The organism is Entomomonas moraniae, assembly GCF_003991975.1.
GTDB classification, from domain to species: Bacteria; Pseudomonadota; Gammaproteobacteria; order Pseudomonadales; family Pseudomonadaceae; genus Entomomonas; species Entomomonas moraniae.
Window position 1 is genome coordinate 36133 of sequence record NZ_CP029822.1, and the last position, 20144, is coordinate 56276.

Consider the following 20144-nt stretch of genomic DNA (forward strand, 5'->3'; position numbering starts at 1 on the left):
TTATGACTGATTATAAATCGACATTGAATTTACCGGAAACAGATTTCCCCATGAAGGCAAGCTTACCTCAACGGGAACCTAAATTAATTGAAAAATGGACAAGTGAAGGTTTGTACCAAAAAATTCGTGCGATTAGTGAGAACCGCCCTAAGTTCTTATTGCACGATGGCCCGCCATACGCCAACGGTAATATTCACATAGGTCATGCTGTCAATAAAATTATTAAAGATATTATTAACCGTTCAAAAATCTTATCAGGCTACGATGTGCCCTACATCCCTGGTTGGGATTGTCACGGTTTACCGATTGAAAACCAAATAGAAAAGAAACACGGCAAGAATATTGACGCAGATAAAATGCGCGAGTTGTGCCGTGCTTATGCAAAAGAGCAAGTAGAAGGGCAGAAAAAAGATTTCATTCGTTTGGGTGTATTGGCGGATTGGGATAATCCCTATTTAACCATGAATTTTGTGAACGAAGCAGGTGAAGTGCGTGCCTTAGCTGAGATGGTCAAAAAAGGCTATGTCTTTAAAGGGTTAAAACCGGTTAACTGGTGTTTTGACTGTGGTTCAGCTTTGGCTGAGGCCGAAGTAGAATACCAAGATAAACAATCCGATGCTATTGATGTAGGCTTTGCCATTGCTGAGCCTGAAAAATTAGCCGCTGCGTTTGGTCTGCCAAGCTTACCTAAAACAGCCTATGCTGTAATTTGGACTACAACACCTTGGACAATCCCTGCTAACCAAGCGTTAAACTTCCATCCAGAGTTTGAATATTCTCTTGTTGATGTGGGTGATAAGTTATTAGTTTTAGCCACTGATTTAGTTGCTGATTGTTTAGAGCGCTATAAATTAGAAGGCAAGGCCATTGCCCAAACAGTCGGTGAGAAATTAGAGCTGATTGCATTCAATCATCCATTTTACGATAGACACTCACTTGTTTATTTAGCCGATTATGTTGAAGCAACCTCGGGTACAGGTATTGTACACAGTGCCCCTGCTTATGGTGTGGATGACTTTAATACCTGTAAACGTTATGGCATGTCCAATGACGATATTATTGCACCTGTGCAAAGTAATGGTGTCTATGCAGATGATTTACCGTTCTTTGGTGGTCAATTTATTTGGAAAGCTAACCCCAATATTGTCGAAAAATTAAAAGAAGTTGGCGCATTGCTATCTTACGAAAAGATTAACCACAGTTATATGCATTGCTGGCGCCATAAAACACCCCTTATTTACCGTGCTACAGCACAATGGTTCGTGGGAATGGATAAGCAACCGACAGAAGGTAAAACCTTACGTCAACGTTCATTACAAGGTATTGAGCAAACAGAGTTTTTCCCATCATGGGGGAAAGAGCGTTTATACGATATGATTGCAAAACGCCCTGACTGGTGTATTTCTCGCCAACGTAATTGGGGTGTTCCTATTCCATTCTTTTTAAATAAACAAACCGGTGAGTTACATCCTCAAACGGTTGAGTTGATGGAAGAAGTTGCAAAACGTATTGAAAAAGCAGGTATTGAAGCATGGTTTAAACTTGACCCTAAAGAGTTATTAGGTGATGAGGCCGATCAATACGATAAAATCAGTGATACCTTAGATGTATGGTTTGACTCAGGTACTACCCATTGGCACGTGTTACGCGGTTCTCATCCATTAGGTCATGCGAGTGGTCCTCGTGCTGATTTATACTTAGAGGGTTCTGACCAGCACCGTGGTTGGTTTCATTCTTCGTTATTAACCGGTTGTGCGATTGATGATCATCCACCTTACCGTAGCTTATTAACCCATGGTTTTACGGTGGATGAGAATGGCCGTAAGATGTCAAAATCTCTGGGTAATGTTATCGCTCCTCAAGAGGTAACAGATAAGTTAGGTGCCGATATTTTACGTCTATGGGTTTCATCTGTTGATTACTCAGGTGAAATTGCTGCATCTCATGAGATTTTCCAACGTAATGCTGATGCCTATCGCCGTATTCGTAATACCATTCGTTATTTATTATCGAATCTTTCTGGATTTAATCCTGAGACAGATTTATTACCAACCGATCAGCTCCTCACGTTAGATCGTTGGGTTTTAGATGCTGCTGCCAAAATGCAAAGTGAATTAAGCGATGCCTATACACAGTATAAATTCTGGCAGGTTTATCAAAAACTACATAACTTCTGTACACAAGAGTTGAGTAGTTTCTATTTAGATTTAATCAAAGACCGCCAATACACAACGGCTAAAGATAGTGTAGCAAGACGTTCTTGCCAAACAGCATTGTTCCATATTGCAGAGGCATTAGTTCGTTGGATTGCACCTATTCTTCCATTTACTGCTGAGGAAGCATGGACATATTTACCCGGTAAACATAATGAGTCTGTGATGTTAAATACTTGGTATGATGGCCTTGTTGAGTTGCCAGAAAGTTTCGCATTGGGTCGAGACTATTGGCAGCAAATTATGCAAGTTAAAACAGCCGTTAATAAAGAAATTGAAAATCAGCGTAATAATAAGATGGTAGGTGGTAGCTTACAAGCTGAGGTCACTTTGTATGCACAAGCTGAGTTATTTGATGCATTGAATAAACTTGGTGATGAATTACGATTTGTTCTAATTACCTCTAAAGCTGATATTTTACCTTATGATAAAGCACCTGTAACATCTGTTGATACAGATATTGAGGGCTTAAAACTGGCTGTTAAAAAATCGGATAATCAAAAATGTGCACGTTGCTGGCATTATGTGGCTGACGTCGGTGCTCATGCTGATCATCCTGACCTTTGTGGCCGTTGTATTACAAATGTTTATGGTCAAGGCGAAGATCGTCACAACGTCTAAGCAAATAAGCATTTTATAGAAGGGTTATTTAATGGCACGATTTGGTAAATTATCTTGGGTTTGGGTTTCAATACTGGTCATTGCACTTGACCAGTATACGAAGTATTTAACACTGCATGATCTTCCATTTGGAAAAATGGTTGAGGTGATCCCAAACTATTTTGCATGGTTTCATACTTACAATTACGGTGCTGCATGGAGCTTTCTTGCTGATCATTCAGGTTGGCAAAAATGGTTATTTGCAGGCATTGCCTTTATTGTAAGTATTGTGTTGGTGATTTGGCTAACGAAGCTTAGAACCAGCAAAGAGACTTGGCTTGCTATTGCTCTCGCTTTAATTCTTGGTGGGGCGCTAGGTAATCTTTATGACCGTGTTATTTTAGGTTATGTTGTTGATTTTATTTTAGTGCATTGGAAAACAGATTATTATTTTCCTGCATTTAATTTAGCTGATACAGCGATTACTATTGGTGCGGCAATGTTGATTATCGACATGTTATTTTTTGCGAAGAAAAGAGAGAAGAAACATGACTAGTATTACGGAAACAAGCCGTGTAACTTTGCATTTTTCTCTCAAATTATCTTCTGGTGAGGTAGTGGATAGTACGCATGATAAAGAAGCGGCTACTTTTACCATGCAGGATGGTAGTTTATTACCGGGGTTTGAACAAGTGCTCATAGGTCTAAAAGCTGGTGATAAACAAGCATTTCTTATTAAAGCAGAACAAGGTTTTGGTTTGCCAAATCCCCAGAATATACAGAGGATAGGTCGTGAACATTTCAAACAAGTCGATTTAGAGATTGGCTTGATTTTGATGTTCAAAGACGCTGCAGGTTCTGATTTACCAGGTGTTGTTAAGTCTTTTAATGACAAAGATGTTGAGATTGACTTTAATCATCCGTTGTCGGGCAAAGACATTTTATTTGGCGTTGAAATTATTGATGTCATTTAGTGATTAAAAAGGCTAGTTAAAACTAGTCTTTTTAATTTCATCCATTGACCAGTTAAACAGCTTACATGCGTTATGGGTTGTTACTGTTGCAAACTCTTTTTCATTTATTTGCTTAATAATCGCCAGTTGCTTGCTTATTTCAGGCAAGTATTCTGGGCTGTTGCGCATTCCTTGTCTAGTCACAGGCGATAAATCTGGGGCATCTGTTTCTAATACAATAGATTCTAAAGGAAGCTGTTGTAGTACACGATGCATACGGTAAGCATGTGGATAAGTTCCTGCGCCTCCTAAACCAATTTTAAAACCTAGTTTAATGTATTCTTTTGCTTCTTCGTAACTACCGCTAAATGCATGCGCAATGCCTTGTTCTTTAAAATGGCATTGCTTTAGAATCTTGATGGTATCAGCATGAGCGCGTCTGACATGCAATAAAACAGGGCGTTGGTAATGGCTTGCAATTGCTAATTGTTCTTGAAATATTGCTTGTTGCAGTGCTTTATCAATATGGTCTATATAGTAATCTAACCCTATTTCACCTAATGCGCATAGCTTTTTTTTGTGGTTTGTATTCGCATAAAGTTGCCTTAATAATGCTAAAGCATCTTCTCTTTGTTTTTGTTGATCTGGAATATACATGGGATGTATACCACAGGCTACATGTAAAGAGGTGTGCTTAGTAGATAATTCAATATCATCTTGCCATTCATTGGCAAAAACACTCACTACAATTTGTTTGATAACACCTTTTTGAATACTGTTTTCGATGACTTGGTCACGATCACTGTTAAAGTCATCGCAACCAAGGTGATTATGAGTATCAATGAATGATGGCATTACTCATCATCTGAGTTCTTACGAGAAAGAAGCATCGGCTTCTCACCTTTAGGAATATGACGATTAGCTAGGCTGTCAAGTTGCTCCATTGTCGGTAGTCTATCTATTCTTGGGTGTTTACGGTGAATAATAGACGTTACAGTAGATGATGCCTTTCTTTGTTGTGGCTCTTGAAAATCATTTGTTATCGGTGGCGTATTCGCCATAATTTCACGTGGTTTACGGGTTGTTGTCTTAGCGGTCGTGGTCGTTGTGCGATTATTGCGTCGATAAAGAGAGTTTCTAGGGCGGCGTTCTGTAGTCGCTTGTTCAGAAGCTACTTGGGTACGTGCCGTTTTTGGTTTTTGAGCCCGGGGCGCTTTTGCTGTTGCGGTAGCCGCACCTTGTTTGTTCGAAGTAAAACGTTTATTTCCATTATTTTTGGATTTATCTTGGTAAGGGCTGACATAGTCCACGCTATTACCAAAATTGTCATAGTCATCATCACGGAATTCATCTTCTGGACGATCAGGTGGTAACTCATCAGTAATGCTACTAACAGGTTGTGTTCTGCGATGTTTGTTATAAAGATTACGTGTTGTTTTCGTTTTGGTACGCGTTGTTCTCGTTACTTTTTGAGAGTCTACTGCGTTATCTGTTGTTTCTTGAAGATCTTGTTCATTGGTTGTGGATTGTACTTTCTTTCTTGATTTTCTACCGACAGCTGGATGTCTAAATATACGTTTAAAGCGATCTGGGTTTTCTTCATTCACTTCTTCAACATATATAAAATCGGCCATATCGCCATCAGGAATTTTTTGTTTGATAAAGTCTTCAATAACTAGCAATAGCTTTTCTTCTTCAGGGTTAACAAAAGAGATAGCTTCATCGATCTCGATAGTGTTGATACGTTGAATATATTCATCTTCAATATAAGGAAGATCAAAATTAACAATGCACGATAAATCGCTAACGTCGAGGTTCTCTAGTTGGATATCGGTGGCAATGAGTACTTGTAAAATACCTTCTTTGAAATCAGCAAGTGTTTTATTAACGATATTAGGTGTTTTATTAGTATAAATTGTGCACGTATGAATGCCCTTACTTTCAAGATAGGTAGATAGACGGGTTGCACCGTATTTTGTACGGGTAAATACAAGCACATGTGGCCATTTATGCTTATTGATTAAATGAACCAATAATGCAGACTTTTGACGTGTTGGAATATAATAAACACTTTGTTTTATGTGTTCTATAGACGGCGTTATATTGATTTCAATACGTTCTGGATTTTTTAGTAAAAAATGGGCAAGAACGATAACATCATCTGTAAAGCTACTTGCATACAGTAAGTTTTGACGGTTAGTCGGCAGATTATCAATGACTTGTTTCGTATTTTTTATGTGATCTTCATTCGTTAAAAGTTCTGCTTCATCTAGAACGAACAGTTCCACTTTAGAAAGGTCAACTGCTTGTTGTTCTAAAAGCTCGGTTAAGCGGGTAGGGGATGCAACTAACACATCGACACCATGGCTTAATATTTTTGCTTGAAGTACAGGATTTGTATTGTCTAGGACGCAAGCCAATGTTAAGGGAAAATCAAACGAATAAGCTTTAAAGTATTCTGTTATTTGAATAGCTTCATCTGCGGTTGCTGCTAAAATAAGTGCCTTAGGATGTTTAGATGCAACATGTTTTTTCTTAGTTGTGCTGGGGGGAAACAACTTTTCAATGATTGGAAGTATGAAGCTACCAATTTTTCCTGTTTCTGCTGAAGGGGCAGCAACCATAAGGTCGTTGTTTTGTAGAATAACTGGAATCGCCTGTTCTTGTAAAGTTGTGGGCGTTTCATACAATGATTTAGTTGTTTCTGATAAAAGCTCGGAAAGTCCTAGCGATGTAAAGGACATGCAAAAAATCCTATTATTAAGTTAATAAATAATGATTGATATGATCTTTTTAATATTTGCGCAGTTATATTCAACTTGAATGTTACTGAATGACCTGTCCTGCGCTATACAGATATTAGTAATATGGGGAGAGTTTCAAGTTGAATATCTTATTATGCTTTTTGAGCAAAAAGTTAAGTATTTAATGATTATCCGTCATTATACTAAAAAAGCAATCAACTACTAGTCATATAATATTAAATCAAATTTTTCCATACCGCAAGTGTCGGTTCAGCTTGATTTAATGTGTAGAAATGTAAACCAGGTGCACCACCTGCTAACAGTTGCTCACAAAGACTTGTAATGACTTCTATCCCAAAGGCTTGAATGCTTTCTATATCATCAGCATAGGCCTCTAGTTGTTTTCTAATCCAGCGTGGGAGTTCCGCACCACAAGAGTCAGAAAAACGAGCGAGCCTGCTGTAGTTGGTAATTGGCATGATACCGGGTGTAATAGGAATTGTGATTCCCATTTTTTGTACACGCTCAACAAAATAGAAATAGCAATCTGCATTAAAGAAGTATTGAGTGATGGCACCGGTAGCCCCTGCATTAACTTTGTTAACAAAGTGTAGCAAATCTTGTTCCATATTTAGCGCTTGTGGGTGTACTTCAGGATAAGCGGCTACTTCAATATGGAAATGATCTCCCATTTCTTCTCGAATAAAGCTGACAAGATCTGAGGCGTAACGTAACTCCCCCGATGCTGTGCCCATTCCCGAGGGAAGATCACCTCGTAAAGCCACAATCCGATTAACACCTTCTTGTTTGTAGTGTTGTAATAAGTTACGTAAAGATTCTTTGCTATCACCGACACAAGAAAGGTGAGGTGCTGTTGAAACCTGAGTTTTCTTTGTTAATTGTAAGACAGTTTCTAACGTTCTATCTCTAGTCGACCCGCCTGCACCATAAGTACAAGAAAAGAAGTTAGGTTGACAGCTTTTAGTCAGTAGCTTTGCATTATCTAGCAATTTTTCTAATCCCGCTTCGGTTTTAGTCGGGAAGAATTCAAAGCTGAATAGTTTATCGGTTCTGTTCATTATTGTATTTTCCTAGCTCCCCCTTGCAAAGGGGGAGTGTAAGGTAACGAGAGGTATTAGTAGCGATAGCTGTCAGGCTTGAATGGGCCTTCAACAGGTACGTCTATGTACTGTGCTTGTTTTGGTGTAAGCTGGGTAATAACACCACCAAACCCTTTTACCATTTCGGCAGCCACTTCTTCATCTAGTTTTTTAGGTAAAACTTCAACACGTAATAACGAGGCTTTTTTATCAGCCGATTGATCAGCATATTTTTGTTTGAAAAGGTGCATTTGTGCCAATACTTGGTTAGCAAATGAACCATCCATAACGCGGCTAGGGTGCCCTGTTGCATTACCTAAGTTAACTAGGCGGCCTTCGGAAAGAAGAATAAGGTAGTCATCATTATTTGCAGAAAAATTATCTTTTCCAGTTCTGTGCACTTTATGAACTTGGGGTTTAACTTCTTCCCATGCCCAGTTAGCACGCATGAAGGCGGTGTCAATTTCGTTATCGAAGTGACCAATGTTGCAAACTACCGCACGTTTTTTTAATGCTTTTAGAATGGATGCATCACATACATTAACGTTACCTGTGGTGGTTACGACAAGGTCTATTTTTTGTAAGATATCGCGGTTTACACAATTGTCTGAACCGTCATTAATACCATTTTTGTAGGGAGAAATAACTTCAAAACCATCCATGCAGGCTTGCATTGCGCAGATAGGGTCTACTTCAGAAATGCGGACAATCATTCCTTCTTGGCGAAGTGATTGTGCTGATCCCTTACCTACATCGCCATACCCTATGACTAAGGCTTGTTTTCCTGCTAATAAGTGGTCTGTCGCTCGTTTAATGGCATCATTTAGGCTGTGACGACAACCGTATTTATTGTCGTTCTTACTTTTAGTAACTGAGTCATTTACATTAATAGCTGGTACTTTAAGTGTTCCTTTCTTCCACATTTCTAATAAACGATGAACACCAGTAGTGGTTTCTTCAGTGATGCCATGGATTTTTTCTAGCATGGCAGGGTATTTTTGATGCAAGATGGCTGTTAAATCACCACCATCGTCTAATACCATGTTGGCTTCCCAATGTTTTCCATCTTTTAAAATGGTCTGCTCGATACACCACTCATATTCTTGTTCTGTTTCGCCTTTCCAAGCAAAGACGGGAATATTAGCCGCAGCAATCGCAGCGGCTGCTTGATCTTGTGTTGAAAATATATTACAAGATGACCAACGGACTTCTGCGCCTAATGCAACAAGGGTTTCAATTAACACCGCTGTCTGTATTGTCATGTGAATACAGCCTAGAATTTTAGCCCCTGCAAGCGGTTTTTCTTGTGCGTATTTGTGACGTAATGCCATTAATGCAGGCATTTCAGACTCTGCAATGATAATCTCACGGCGACCCCAGTCTGCTAATTTTATATCGGCTACTTTATAGTCAGAAAATTGACTCATGCTCATATCTCCATTTTTAAGGATGCTTTAATTTAAATCATTAACGAAATGTAATGAGTAAAATGAAAGTTTATTTTTATATGAGCGCCGTTGAAAATAGATGATTAATCGAGCCTGACAACCTGTTTGTTGCTGCAGCGCTCCTCGAATAATTGAAAAGATCGCGATATTATAATCATTTTTTTTTATTATCCCAAGCGTTAATAAAAAATAGCTTGGTTATTCTTGACGTAAGAGAAAATAACCTTGGATATATTAGGATACCCAAGGTTTATAAAGATTAAACGTTTTCTTCTAGCATAGGTAACTGCATACGGGCTTTAGTTAAAGCCATACCTAAGTTTGCACTTTTACGGCAAACGAAGCAAACAATATAGTCAGGGTAGCGTTTACCACGCATAAAGATATGCAATAAGTTTTCACTGTTGACAATGATTTCTTGGAAGTAATGGTAATCAGCATCTACAGGTAAGCCACGTGCTTTTCTGAAGCATTGTTCAATCATCGCGACGTTGGGTCCTTGGAATATATCAGCAGTTGCTGCAGCCACTAGATCGAGTACTTCTCTAGGGTGTGAATCGATAGTTTTTACAGAAAGTAACATGCCAGATGAAACGTCTACGTAACCTGCCGCTAGACATTCTGGAATAGCATTAATCGCGGTTTGAACAGCTTGGTCTAAATTAGCCATAAAATAGTCCTTGGTTTTATAAGTTTTATTGATTTTTGGCAATATATTTTAAAAAGTTTTTAAATCGCCCATTGTATTCTACTTTCGTTTAACGTAAAAGCAAGTAATATAGCACCCTTTGTGGGTATCACTCACTTGTTGCTCTAATTAATATATTATCTTCTAATGAATAAAGTAAATCCTCTTGTTCTTTTGATTGTACATAACCCGCATCAATTTGCCTTAATCTTTTTAAAGCCTCTTCCGCAGTGAGTCCCTTTTTTATTAGCCAAGCACCAAGAATTGTGCCAGTTCTTCCAAGCCCAGCTAAGCAGTGAACACCTAGCACTTCTCCACCCGCTAATAGTTTATCTATTTGTACCAATAGCATTTTTATCCACATGACAGGAGGTGCTCGGCGGTCTTCAATTTTGAATTGGATACTTTTGATACCATATTGTTGTAGTATTTGTTCAGGAAGCTCTCGTTCAGTGAGGTTAACAAGAGTCGTAATACCAACATCACGCAATGCTGATAGGTCATATTCTAATGGTGCAACGATGCCGGGCATTGGGCAGCCAGCAAGTTGTTCTGGCACAATCCAATGGAAACCATTGGGGCCAACAAAACGACTGCGTGAGATGTTTTTTCTTGCTAAGTTAGCGGTTACTGAATTAGCACCACTCATTAGTACGGGGTCAACTGTCTCATTTTTCTGAGCTTCCACTGTAGGGGTAGTTGGTGTCGGCGCTTTTTTAATTTGTGACGCTTCTAGTAGGGTGTTTTGTCGTTTTTCTTTGAGTTTTGTGATAATCCCAATCGCTTCCTTAGGTAAGGGAGGGGGCTTGATGGCTGTTTCATCTAATGCATCAATATCAGCATCAGGGGCAGGAACATAGCAGCTCCCCGAGCGTAAGAATTGTGCGACCACTTCGTTTTGTTTTTTATTTTTGAAAAAGTCATCATTACTTTCGAAAGCTTGTACACGACCGCCAGCAAGTAACATAACTTTGTCAGCAATATCTTGGGCCTGCTTTTGATGGTGTAAAATGGTGATACAAACACGTTCTTTACTTATATTCTTAATTAACTCAAGCAGTAAGTTAGCCCCTTTTTCTGTCATTTTTGTGGTTGGTTCATCTAACAGTAAAAGAGGTTGTTGAGTAAGCGTTTCTCGTATTATGTTGGCAGCTCTTGCATATTCAATCGGCAATTGAATCATTGGTTCATCTAAATAGGGAATCATTGACTGAATTTCTAATTTTTCGATTTGTTCAATAATATAACTACGCATTTCAGGAACAGTTTTAGGTGCATCAAGAACTTTACGTAAAGCTTCAGAAAGGCATTCTATAACAGGCTGTCCCATGGCTTTAGCATTTTGCTGAACCAATAGGGGAGTATTATTATCATCAATGGGGTGGCCTTGATAGATAATTTCACCCCATGTACTAGCACTGCTTGAGCGTTTATTTATACCTGCAAGAGATCGCAAAAGTGTTGATTTACCTGTTCCGCCAGGCCCCATAACGACAACAATCCCTTTCTCCATGTCTATGGAAAAATTAATATCGGCTAATATAATCCTTGTGCCGAATGCTATACCGTATGATTTAACGTCAAGTAACATCCCTAAAAATCCTTTGGATAGTGAGAAATAATTATAGTAGTTTGATGTGTTCGTTCAAGATTTACTCATTGACGATTATTAACACTTTATAAAATAATCTTTTGTTTAAATTGAATATATTTTTAAAGCCATATAAATAAACTATATTATTCTAGCACACTGATCTAAAAGTTCTATAAATTTTATTGTGGCTTGGGATAATGTACGCTCATGATGGAATAAATACCCTAAGTTTCTTGTTAATTCGATGTTAATTGTATTTAGTTCGATGACTTGATTATCAATCATTGTGGAGGGGATTATGCTCCACGCTATACCAATAGAGGCCAGCATTTTTATAGTTTCCATATAATTGGTACACATAATGACATGGGGGATTAAATGAGCCCGTAGAAAATAATTGTTGATAATGTCATGAGTAAATGTACCTACCCCAGGGAAAATAGCAGGGTGTTTTGATAGTGTCTTTAAGTCTATATTTTTTAGTTTGGCTAATGGATTATCTGGAGAGCAAACAAACTTTAGCTCATCATACCATATTATTTTTGCCATGAGGGGGCTGGGTGTTTGTGGGGCTAGCGTAATAATGGCTAGTTCCACTTGTCCATGCAGCACCGCATCATATGCTTTCTCTGAGTCTAGAAAATGAATATCAAGATTGACCTGTGGATAGGTTTTGGTAAATGTTTTCAAAACGGGGGGTAATCGATGTAAGCCAATATGATGGCTAATAGCAATGGTTAGTGTTCCTTTAACGTCTTTTTCTAAGTTAGATAGTTTGCGACTTGCATCTTTAATTTCAGTAATAATATGATAAGCATGAGGTAGTAATGCTTTCCCAGCTTCTGTCAGTTGTGTTGTGCGACCAATTCGGTCAAATAGTTTGGTATTAAGTGATTCTTCAAGATTAATAATGCGTTTACTGATAGCAGGTTGTGTGAGGAATAACCGTTCAGCCGCTAAGGAAAAACTAGCCGTTTCAGCAACGGCTATAAAAGCACTCAAGTTAGCAATATCCATTGATTAGTCTATGCCTAGTTTTTTTAAGCGATAGCGCATGGAGCGAAATGATAATCCAAGTCGTTCAGCCGCAGCTGTTCTATTCCAACGATTTTCATCCAGTGCTTGAGTGAGAATTTTTCTTTCTATGAGTTCGAGATACTCCTCTAGATTATCCACTTCGCTTAAGTCAGGAAGATGATCTAGATTAGTTGTTGATGGCCTTGTGACCACTGAGTTTGAAGTTCTGGGCTGTATTGGTTGTTGCAGTATAGGGGACGATGCCACTTCTATAGAGGTTATGCTGGCAAAGCGTAAGTCAGTAGGTTGAATAACTCCATTTTCACAAAGTGTATAAGCCCGCTCTAAAATATTTTCTAGTTCACGAACGTTGCCTGGGAAATCATAGGTTTTGAGCTTTTCAATGGCCGCATTTGATAATTCAACATTATATTCTGCTCTTTTTATCAGCGCATTTGCCAATAATGGAATATCGTCCTTATGAGCCCTAAGCGGAGGAATTTTTAACTCAATAACATTGAGTCGATAATAAAGGTCTTGTCTGAATTTTCCATCAACCACTCTGGCGGCTAAATCAGCATGTGTTGCACAAAGAATTCTTACATCAATGGGTTGTTCTTGTTGATCACCAACAACACGAATTGATTTTTCTTGGATAGCACGGAGTAATTTTACTTGCATATTGAGTGGAAGATCAGCCACTTCATCTAAAAAGAGGGTTCCACCTTGAGCTGCTTGGAAAAGGCCGATTTTATCTTGGTTGGCTCCTGTAAAACTTCCTTTACGGTGACCAAAAAATTCACTTTCCATAAGTTCTGAAGGGATTGCTCCACAGTTTACAGCAATAAAAGATTGTTTTGCGCGGGAACCTTGTAAGTGAATTAAGTGTGCAATTACTTCTTTCCCTGTCCCTGACTCCCCATTAATATATACAGGGGCTTGGCTCCTTGCTACCTTATTGACTTGATCGCGTAATGTCTGAATAAGAGGATTTTCTCCCAGGAACTGTTTATCAAGAGGAATGTTATCCACTTTATTCGTATTCAAATTCAGCGCTGACTTTATAATTTCACGTAAACGATTTAAATCGATTGGTTTAGTCAGATAATCAAATGCCCCTGCTTTTAAAGCAATAATAGCGGTGTCCATGCTCCCGTGTGCGGTAATCATGGCAATAGGCATTTGTGGATAATGTTGTTGTGTATAGGAGATAAAGTCTAAACCGTCCCCATCAGGCAGTTTCATATCTGTTAGACACATACAGAAATCTTCTTTTTTAAGTATTTCTGTTGCATCTTTTATAGTACCTACTGAGCGCGTTTGTAATTTTAAACGCCCCAGTGTTATTTCTAGAAGTTCTCTAATATCTGGCTCATCGTCTATAATTAAAATTTTTGTTTGAGTCATTATTTTCTTTCCTAAAGTATCGATGTGGCTGAACAAAAAGTAACACGAAAACAGCTACCGCCATTTTTTCTAGGCAAGTAGGTTAATTGTGCTTGATTGCTTTCACATAATTCTTTTGTAACGAATAGTCCTAGCCCTGTTCCTGTACCATCATTGCTGGTTGTAAAAAAAGGTTCAAATAATTTATCTTCATATTCGATAGGAACACCGAGCCCATTGTCTAAAATATCTAATTGGGGTAGTTGAGTTGCACTATCAATGTACAGCATTAACCAAATATGGGTCGCTTCATTCTCTTTTTTCGTGTGACGAAAACCATTATTAGCCAGATTCGTAACAATTTGATGTAATTGTGAAGGGATAATATACGTATAAATGGGCCGTGTGGCAATGTCTAACTCAATTAGTTGATCGGGCCTCAATGTTTCTTGGTATTCAATAATGAAGTTTTCTAACCATGACGTTAGTTCAAGTGGCTTCATTTCATAGTTGTAAGTATGACTCGGTTTTTTTCTTGATAGTTGTAATACGTTACTAATAATATTGTTCATTCGATCAGAGTTATTTAAAATAATCTGTAATAATCGATGATCTTGTGTATCCATATTTTCAGATTCTTTTAATAATTGTACAGCATGGCTAAGTGCCCCTAATGGGTTGCGTATTTCATGGGCAATGCTTGCGGTTAAATGGCCCAATGATGCCAATTTTATTTGTTGCACTTGCTTGGCTATCATTTCTATGCTCTCTAAGAAAACGAGAATTACGAGCTGATTACTATGGCGCGACTGAACAATGGTTGGACGTAATTTATGAAGATTCTTTTTTGCAGGTTGAAGTGGTTGTAATTCTAGTTTTGGGTTGTTAAGCCATTGTTTAATCGCCGTGTAGAGTTCTGGAAAAATATTAGCAACAGATAGTCCGTTTAAGACAGGCTCATCTAATAAATGAAGTGCTTCATTATTAGCCATGATGATTTGTCCTGTCTTATTGACTAACAAAACACCTGATGGCATTTGTTCTACAATAATATTGTTGAGGATTTGTAGATTAGCGACATCAGATGCTTTTTGTTTAGCGAGTGCTTCACTGGTTCTCATCCGTGTAATGAGATTTTGAATTAACACTGCACTAATAAAACACAAAGCTCCCAGTGTCGCGGCTTGTATGTAAGTTGAAATGGATATATTGGTGCTAAGCGATAGTAGTCCAGTCAGTAAAACAATGGCAATACTGCTAATGGCTGCAATAAGTAGGCCGATTTGTCCACGAAAAAGACTATTGGCAATAGCAACAGTAACAATAAGTAAGTTCCCTATACCACTTGAGGGCCCAGCCGCTGCATAGAACAAGATGGAGAGAATGATGATATCAAAAAAAATCAGCGATAATGCGAGCTTAGGGTTATTGGATAAAGAGAAAAATAAAGAGATTAAATTACAAAGAAAATAAACCCAGCAAGTCACAAAGAATAGTTGTTGGTTTGCTACATTGAGTAACCAATGATCAAGGCTGACAGAAACAACTAAAATTAGAAGAAGGCTAAGTGCGATCCGATACAGTTGATATAAGAATAGAATACGTTTTGTGGCGTGAAAAGTACTTTCTGATTGAAAGATCAATTTACTTCTCCACCTTTTGGGCGTGTTCAGCGCAACAATACCAATGTCCATTGGGGCCTTTTATTGCTTCTTCTTGTGATACATAAACTTGACAAAAATAGCACTGTTGCATTGGTTTGATCTCATCAGTATTTTTTTTGCCCGCTTGTACTTTAAGCTTTTGCACATGTTGCCATAGCGTATAAATAGCAAAAATAATGATGATAAATAGGAAAAGTTTAAACATGAGGCTGCCTCGTGCAAGATGTTAATCTTTTTCTATTATACAAGAGAAATCATGCGAATTTTAAATTTGTTAATAGTAAAGTTTTGTAAGTAATGCTGTGACTGCTGTTTCAACGCGTAGAATACGTTGACCTAACTGGATAGGTGTAAATCCTAGGTGTGTTAGTTTATTAACCTCATAGTCAATCCATCCCCCTTCTGGGCCAATGGCTAACGTAATGGGTTGGTTGGGTAAAGAAGGGCAGGGAAGGTAGTCACCTAAATGGGCGATATAGTTTTGTGACGATTGGCAAAGGATTGGTAATTCATCCTCAACAAAAGGTTTAAACCGTTTTTTAAACTGTACCTCGGGAAAAACAGTATCTTTGGCTTGTTCAAGTCCTAATAATAACTGTTGCGTAATATTTTCTGTGGTTAAAAAGGGTGTTTGCCAAAAGCTTTTTTCAACTTTGTAACTGTTGATGAGAATAAGCTTACTAACCCCCATTGTAGCGATTGTCTGGAAAACACGGCGGAGCATCTTGGGGCGTGGTAGAGCTAGAAGTAGTGTGATCGGTAACTTAGGTGGTGGTGGTGTGTTGAGTTGTATATCATCGATAATAACATGGTCTGCTCCCAAGTAGCTGATCGTGCCATTTCCCATGTTACCGTTAATAAGCCCTATATTAAGTGTATCACCAACGTTGCTATTATAAATTTGTTGGATATGTTGTAACTGTCTACCCGCTATTTTAGCTTGTTGTGGGTTGATTAAGTCATCAGGGGAAAGTAACAATAAGTTCATGAAGAGGACGTAGGGTTATTTTTTGTTCTAGCTGCTTTTTCTTCAAGCCCAGATAACCCAAAGCGGCGATCTAACTCATCTAATACTTGTTGCGGGTCGATATTTAATGAGGATAGCATTACAAGACTATGAAACCATAAGTCTGCTGTTTCATAAATTACATCATCATGGGTACCACTTACTGCTGCATCTTTAGCCGCTATAATGGTTTCTGTCGCTTCTTCACCGACTTTTTCTAAAATCTTATTAATGCCCTTTTGGTATAAACTTGCCACATAAGAGCTTTCAGGAGAGGCTTGTTTACGTTCTTCTAAAACTTGTGTGATGCGTTTAATAGTGTCAGACATTATGATTAGCTCTTGTGGTAAATTTCTTCAGGATTTTTTAGTGGGCTGGAAATTTCAACCCATTGGTTGTCTTTTAGTTCACGGTAAAAACAACTGATACGACCTGTATGGCAAGCAATTTTACCAAGCTGCTCTACTTTAAGTAGTATGACGTCGTTATCACAGTCTAAATAGATGCCATGAAGTGTTTGAACATGGCCTGATTCCTCGCCTTTACGCCAAAGTTTTTGACGTGATCGAGACCAGTAAATAGCGCGTTGCTCTTTTATGGTGAGCTCAAGTGATGCTTTATTCATCCATGCCATCATAAGAACTTCATTAGTCTGAAAGTCTTGGGCTATAGCAGGAACTAGCCCATCTTCATTCCATTTTATTTGGTTTAACCATGTTATAGACATCTTGAACCTCATGAGGAGCGGCGTATAATCAGGTAGATACCTGTTATTGACATTAGATAGCTAGGCCAGTTATCTAATGATGTGCCATAGGTTATCGTTAAACTAATGCTAGCAGTGAGTAATAGCACGCCTAAAATGCGTAGCATGGTATTATCGTTATTAGTTTTTTTGGTATGTTTTTGTGCCGCTTTAATTTCTCTGTAGCGCTCTTCAATAATGCTACGTGCCATTTTGGCAATGTGAGGAATTTGTTCCATCTGGCTACGTGTATCAGAGATGATTCTGCGCATTCCTACACGCTTTTTCATCCAGCGCTCTAAATAGGGTTTAGCAGTACTCCATAAATCAAGCTCTGGGTAAAGTTGTCGGCCTAGCCCTTCAATATTTAATAAGGTTTTTTGTAACAGTACGAGTTGTGGTTGTACTTCCATATCAAAACGACGGGCAATTTGAAATAACCGCATTAAAACAAAACCAAAGGAGATATCTTTGAGTGGCCGTTCAAAAATGGGTTCGCAAACGCTACGTATGGCATCTTCTAGTTCATTAACTTTAGTGGTTGGGGGAACCCAGCCAGAGTCTATGTGCAGTTGCGCGACGCGTCGATAATCACGTTTAAAGAAGTAAAAAACATTACGCGCTACATAATCTTGGTCTTCTGGTGTGAGACTGCCGACAATCCCGCCATCAATAGCAATATAACGAGGCGATTCAGGGTAGGTGGTATCAATAAAGATATTGCCTGGATGCATATCAGCATGAAAGAAACTATCACGTAAGACCTGCGTGAAAAATACTTCAACTCCGCGTTCTGCAAGTACTTTAAGGTTAACATTACGAGCATTTAAAGCTGCCATGTCACTGATAGGTATACCGTAGATACGCTCCATGACAAGGACTTGCTGGCGACAGAGAGGCCAATAGACTTTGGGAACATAAAGTTGATCAGAATTTTCAAAATTACGGTGTAATTGAGAAATATTAGCCCCTTCGCGTTGAAGGTCTAGTTCGTCATTAATGGTTTTTTCATAATCGCTGATCACTTCGATTAAGTGCATCCGACGAGCATCGTAATTGACATACTCAGCTATTTGGGCACAGCTGTATAGCCAAGAGATATCTTGCTGGATAATAGGTTTTAAGTTGGGTCTAACCACTTTAACGACAACTTCTTCTCCCGTTTTTAGGCGAGCAGTATGAACTTGTGCAATTGATGCCGATGCGAGGGGTTTGGTGTCAAACTCTGAAAAAGCCTCAGTCACTGTCATGCCCAGTTGCTTCTCAATTAGTGCAACCGATTGCTCAGCAGGAAATGGTGGAACGTTATCTTGAAGCGATGAAAGTGCTAAAGCAATATCAGCTGGAATTACATCTTGACGTGTTGAGAGCATCTGCCCAAATTTAATGAAAACAGGGCCGAGTTCCTCTAGAGCTAAGCGTATACGTACACCACGGCTAAAAGTCAAAGGTTTTCGTCTAAACCAACGCCAAGGGAGAAGATTTTTAAAGATACGAATCCAAAAAGGGAGTACAGGAATATCAAATAGTAAGTCGTCTAATCGGTATTTAATAACGACTTTGGTGATTTTATAGAGTCTTCTAATGGCTAGTAATCGCATATTAAGATTTTTTAAACCTTTTCTGTAAAGAATCCATTAGTGCGGTCAATGGTGTTTGATGCGCTTTATTATTAGGTTGTACAGTCGTATTGTCAAATAGTTGGCTCAGTTGTGATTGTACAAACGCAATACTTTGTTTTATCTGTTGATTTCCAGATTGAATAGCCTGTGTTGCTAGTGTTAAAAGATCAGGGCTAAACCATTGCGATAATTCATGTTCCCAGTCAGGATTTAAGTTATCCAATATTTTAAAAAACTGATAAAGCAGGCCAGTGTTTCCTGCCATAATGAGGTCTGTACTTCTTAAAAAGTGCTCTTTATTTTTTGCCAGTAATAGTTGCAATAATATGGCAGATGACGCAGTCAGTTCAGCATCAATGGGGCTCTCATTAGTCTGGGTTAAAAAGATGCCAGCTGATGTAGGGATGATGACAAAACAGTAGCTAGGTGTTGTGCTATAAATAGCAATAGTTTTTCCCTCTAAGGTAGCCATTTGCTCTGTAGCTTTCGCATCCATCATGATTAACTTGTTCACCCCTTTTTCAAGGGTTGTTAATGCTGTTTGCATTATCATTGAATACATCAAGGTTTGATCCCTTTATGTAAGGCAACGATGCCTCCTGTCATATTATGATAGGTCACAGGGTTAAAGCCAGCAACTTGCATCATAGCTTTTAAGGTTTCTTGGTCGGGGTGCATTCGAATCGATTCTGCTAAATATTTATAGCTATCTGCATCGTTAGTGATTAGTTTGCCCATTATGGGTAAAAATGTAAAAGAATAAGCATCATACACTTTAGAAAATAGATTGTTTGTGGGCTTTGAAAACTCTAATACTAAAAGTCTACCGCCGGGCTTTAAAACACGGAAGATAGATTTTAATGCTTCTTCTTTATGGGTCACATTTCTTAGGCCAAAGGCAATAGTCACGCAGTCAAATGTATTTTCGGCAAAAGGTAGTTTTTCAGCATCAGCTTGTACAAAGCGGACATTGTTAACAATCCCTTTGTCTGTTAGTTTATCACGGCCTACATTTAGCATTGATGAGTTAATATCAGCTAAAACAACTTCTCCTGTCTCACCGACTAAACGTGAGAATTTTGCAGTTAAATCGCCCGTGCCACCTGCGATATCAAGTACTTTGTTGCCTGTCCGAACACCTGAAAGTTCAATGGTAAATCGTTTCCATAGACGATGAATGCCCATAGACATTAAGTCGTTCATCACATCATATTTTGCAGCAACAGAGTGAAAAACTTCTGCCACTTTTTTTGATTTTTGGCTTTCTGGCACATTTTGATAACCAAAATGAGTTGTTGCTTCAGGTTGCTGTGGTTTATTTTCTAAGTCAGACATAATGTACCTCTTTAGTATATGGTGACATT

The 20144-nt window shown here is 38.5% G+C and carries 19 protein-coding genes and 1 riboswitch; of the genes, 3 read left to right on the top strand and 16 right to left on the bottom strand.

The features are described 5' to 3' along the window. The first annotated feature begins 2 nt into the window (after positions 1 to 2). Genes ileS through DM558_RS00175 form a run of 3 tightly spaced genes read left to right on the top strand, consistent with a single transcriptional unit; the run spans position 3 to position 3787 of the window. Complete coding sequence (gene ileS, locus DM558_RS00165) at positions 3 to 2834, top strand: isoleucine--tRNA ligase (RefSeq protein WP_127161504.1); 2832 nt, start codon at positions 3 to 5, stop codon at positions 2832 to 2834. A gap of 31 nt (positions 2835 to 2865) precedes the next feature. After that, positions 2866 to 3369, top strand: coding sequence for a signal peptidase II (gene lspA / locus DM558_RS00170; protein WP_109703580.1), 504 nt, complete (start codon positions 2866 to 2868; stop codon positions 3367 to 3369). After that, a complete protein-coding gene (locus DM558_RS00175; RefSeq protein WP_127161505.1) occupies positions 3362 to 3787 on the top strand; it encodes an FKBP-type peptidyl-prolyl cis-trans isomerase in 426 nt (141 codons plus the stop codon). Before lspA ends, DM558_RS00175 begins: the two co-directional genes overlap by 8 nt. A gap of 12 nt (positions 3788 to 3799) precedes the next feature. Here the strand turns inward: DM558_RS00175 and DM558_RS00180 are convergent, their stop codons facing one another. From DM558_RS00180 to ubiE, 16 genes are all read right to left on the bottom strand, one after another. Next, positions 3800 to 4621 carry a TatD family hydrolase gene (locus DM558_RS00180; RefSeq protein WP_127161506.1) on the bottom strand — a complete coding sequence of 274 codons (822 nt, stop codon included), beginning with the start codon at positions 4619 to 4621 and terminating at the stop codon, positions 3800 to 3802. Continuing rightward, entirely contained in the window at positions 4621 to 6510 is a 1890-nt protein-coding gene (locus DM558_RS00185) for a DEAD/DEAH box helicase (RefSeq protein WP_127161507.1), read from the bottom strand. The genes DM558_RS00180 and DM558_RS00185 overlap by 1 nt, the downstream gene beginning before the upstream one ends. 236 nt (positions 6511 to 6746) lie before the next feature. Next, entirely contained in the window at positions 6747 to 7589 is an 843-nt protein-coding gene (gene metF / locus DM558_RS00190; protein ID WP_127161508.1) for a methylenetetrahydrofolate reductase [NAD(P)H], read from the bottom strand. Between the two features lie 56 nt (positions 7590 to 7645). Beyond that, positions 7646 to 9037, bottom strand: a complete 1392-nt coding sequence (gene ahcY / locus DM558_RS00195) for an adenosylhomocysteinase (RefSeq protein WP_407644296.1) — start codon at positions 9035 to 9037, stop codon at positions 7646 to 7648. A 75-nt stretch (positions 9038 to 9112) separates the two neighbouring features. Beyond that, a riboswitch (S-adenosyl-L-homocysteine riboswitch) is annotated at positions 9113 to 9189 on the bottom strand. Between the two features lie 128 nt (positions 9190 to 9317). Beyond that, positions 9318 to 9728, bottom strand: coding sequence for a hypothetical protein (locus DM558_RS00200; RefSeq protein ID WP_109703574.1), 411 nt, complete (start codon positions 9726 to 9728; stop codon positions 9318 to 9320). A gap of 127 nt (positions 9729 to 9855) precedes the next feature. Then, positions 9856 to 11337 (bottom strand): phosphatase domain-containing putative toxin, encoded by a 1482-nt coding sequence (locus tag DM558_RS00205; RefSeq protein ID WP_127161510.1) that lies wholly within the window; start codon positions 11335 to 11337, stop codon positions 9856 to 9858. 141 nt (positions 11338 to 11478) lie between these two features. Further along, entirely contained in the window at positions 11479 to 12357 is an 879-nt protein-coding gene (locus DM558_RS00210; RefSeq protein WP_127161511.1) for a LysR family transcriptional regulator, read from the bottom strand. A 3-nt stretch (positions 12358 to 12360) separates the two neighbouring features. Further along, positions 12361 to 13764 (bottom strand): sigma-54-dependent transcriptional regulator, encoded by a 1404-nt coding sequence (locus DM558_RS00215; protein WP_127161512.1) that lies wholly within the window; start codon positions 13762 to 13764, stop codon positions 12361 to 12363. Positions 13765 to 13775: 11 nt separating this feature from the next. Continuing rightward, entirely contained in the window at positions 13776 to 15386 is a 1611-nt protein-coding gene (locus DM558_RS00220; protein ID WP_164731202.1) for a two-component system sensor histidine kinase NtrB, read from the bottom strand. 1 nt (position 15387) lies between these two features. Continuing rightward, a complete protein-coding gene (locus DM558_RS00225; RefSeq protein WP_127161514.1) occupies positions 15388 to 15612 on the bottom strand; it encodes a PP0621 family protein in 225 nt (74 codons plus the stop codon). Positions 15613 to 15681: 69 nt separating this feature from the next. Continuing rightward, positions 15682 to 16395 carry a 16S rRNA (uracil(1498)-N(3))-methyltransferase gene (locus DM558_RS00230; protein WP_127161515.1) on the bottom strand — a complete coding sequence of 238 codons (714 nt, stop codon included), beginning with the start codon at positions 16393 to 16395 and terminating at the stop codon, positions 15682 to 15684. Then, positions 16392 to 16742 carry a phosphoribosyl-ATP diphosphatase gene (locus DM558_RS00235; protein ID WP_127161516.1) on the bottom strand — a complete coding sequence of 117 codons (351 nt, stop codon included), beginning with the start codon at positions 16740 to 16742 and terminating at the stop codon, positions 16392 to 16394. The genes DM558_RS00230 and DM558_RS00235 overlap by 4 nt, the downstream gene beginning before the upstream one ends. Positions 16743 to 16747: 5 nt before the next feature. Then, the gene (gene hisI, locus DM558_RS00240) at positions 16748 to 17140 is read right to left on the bottom strand and encodes a phosphoribosyl-AMP cyclohydrolase (RefSeq protein ID WP_127161517.1); all 393 of its coding nucleotides are present in this window, start codon (positions 17138 to 17140) and stop codon (positions 16748 to 16750) included. Positions 17141 to 17148: 8 nt separating this feature from the next. Beyond that, the gene (ubiB, locus tag DM558_RS00245) at positions 17149 to 18759 is read right to left on the bottom strand and encodes a ubiquinone biosynthesis regulatory protein kinase UbiB (RefSeq protein WP_127161518.1); all 1611 of its coding nucleotides are present in this window, start codon (positions 18757 to 18759) and stop codon (positions 17149 to 17151) included. Position 18760: 1 nt separating this feature from the next. Further along, on the bottom strand, positions 18761 to 19333 hold the full coding sequence (locus tag DM558_RS00250; RefSeq protein WP_164731203.1) for a ubiquinone biosynthesis accessory factor UbiJ: 573 nt from the start codon (positions 19331 to 19333) through the stop codon (positions 18761 to 18763). Between the two features lie 8 nt (positions 19334 to 19341). Next, entirely contained in the window at positions 19342 to 20115 is a 774-nt protein-coding gene (ubiE, locus tag DM558_RS00255; RefSeq protein ID WP_127161520.1) for a bifunctional demethylmenaquinone methyltransferase/2-methoxy-6-polyprenyl-1,4-benzoquinol methylase UbiE, read from the bottom strand. Between the last annotated feature and the right edge of the window lie 29 nt (positions 20116 to 20144).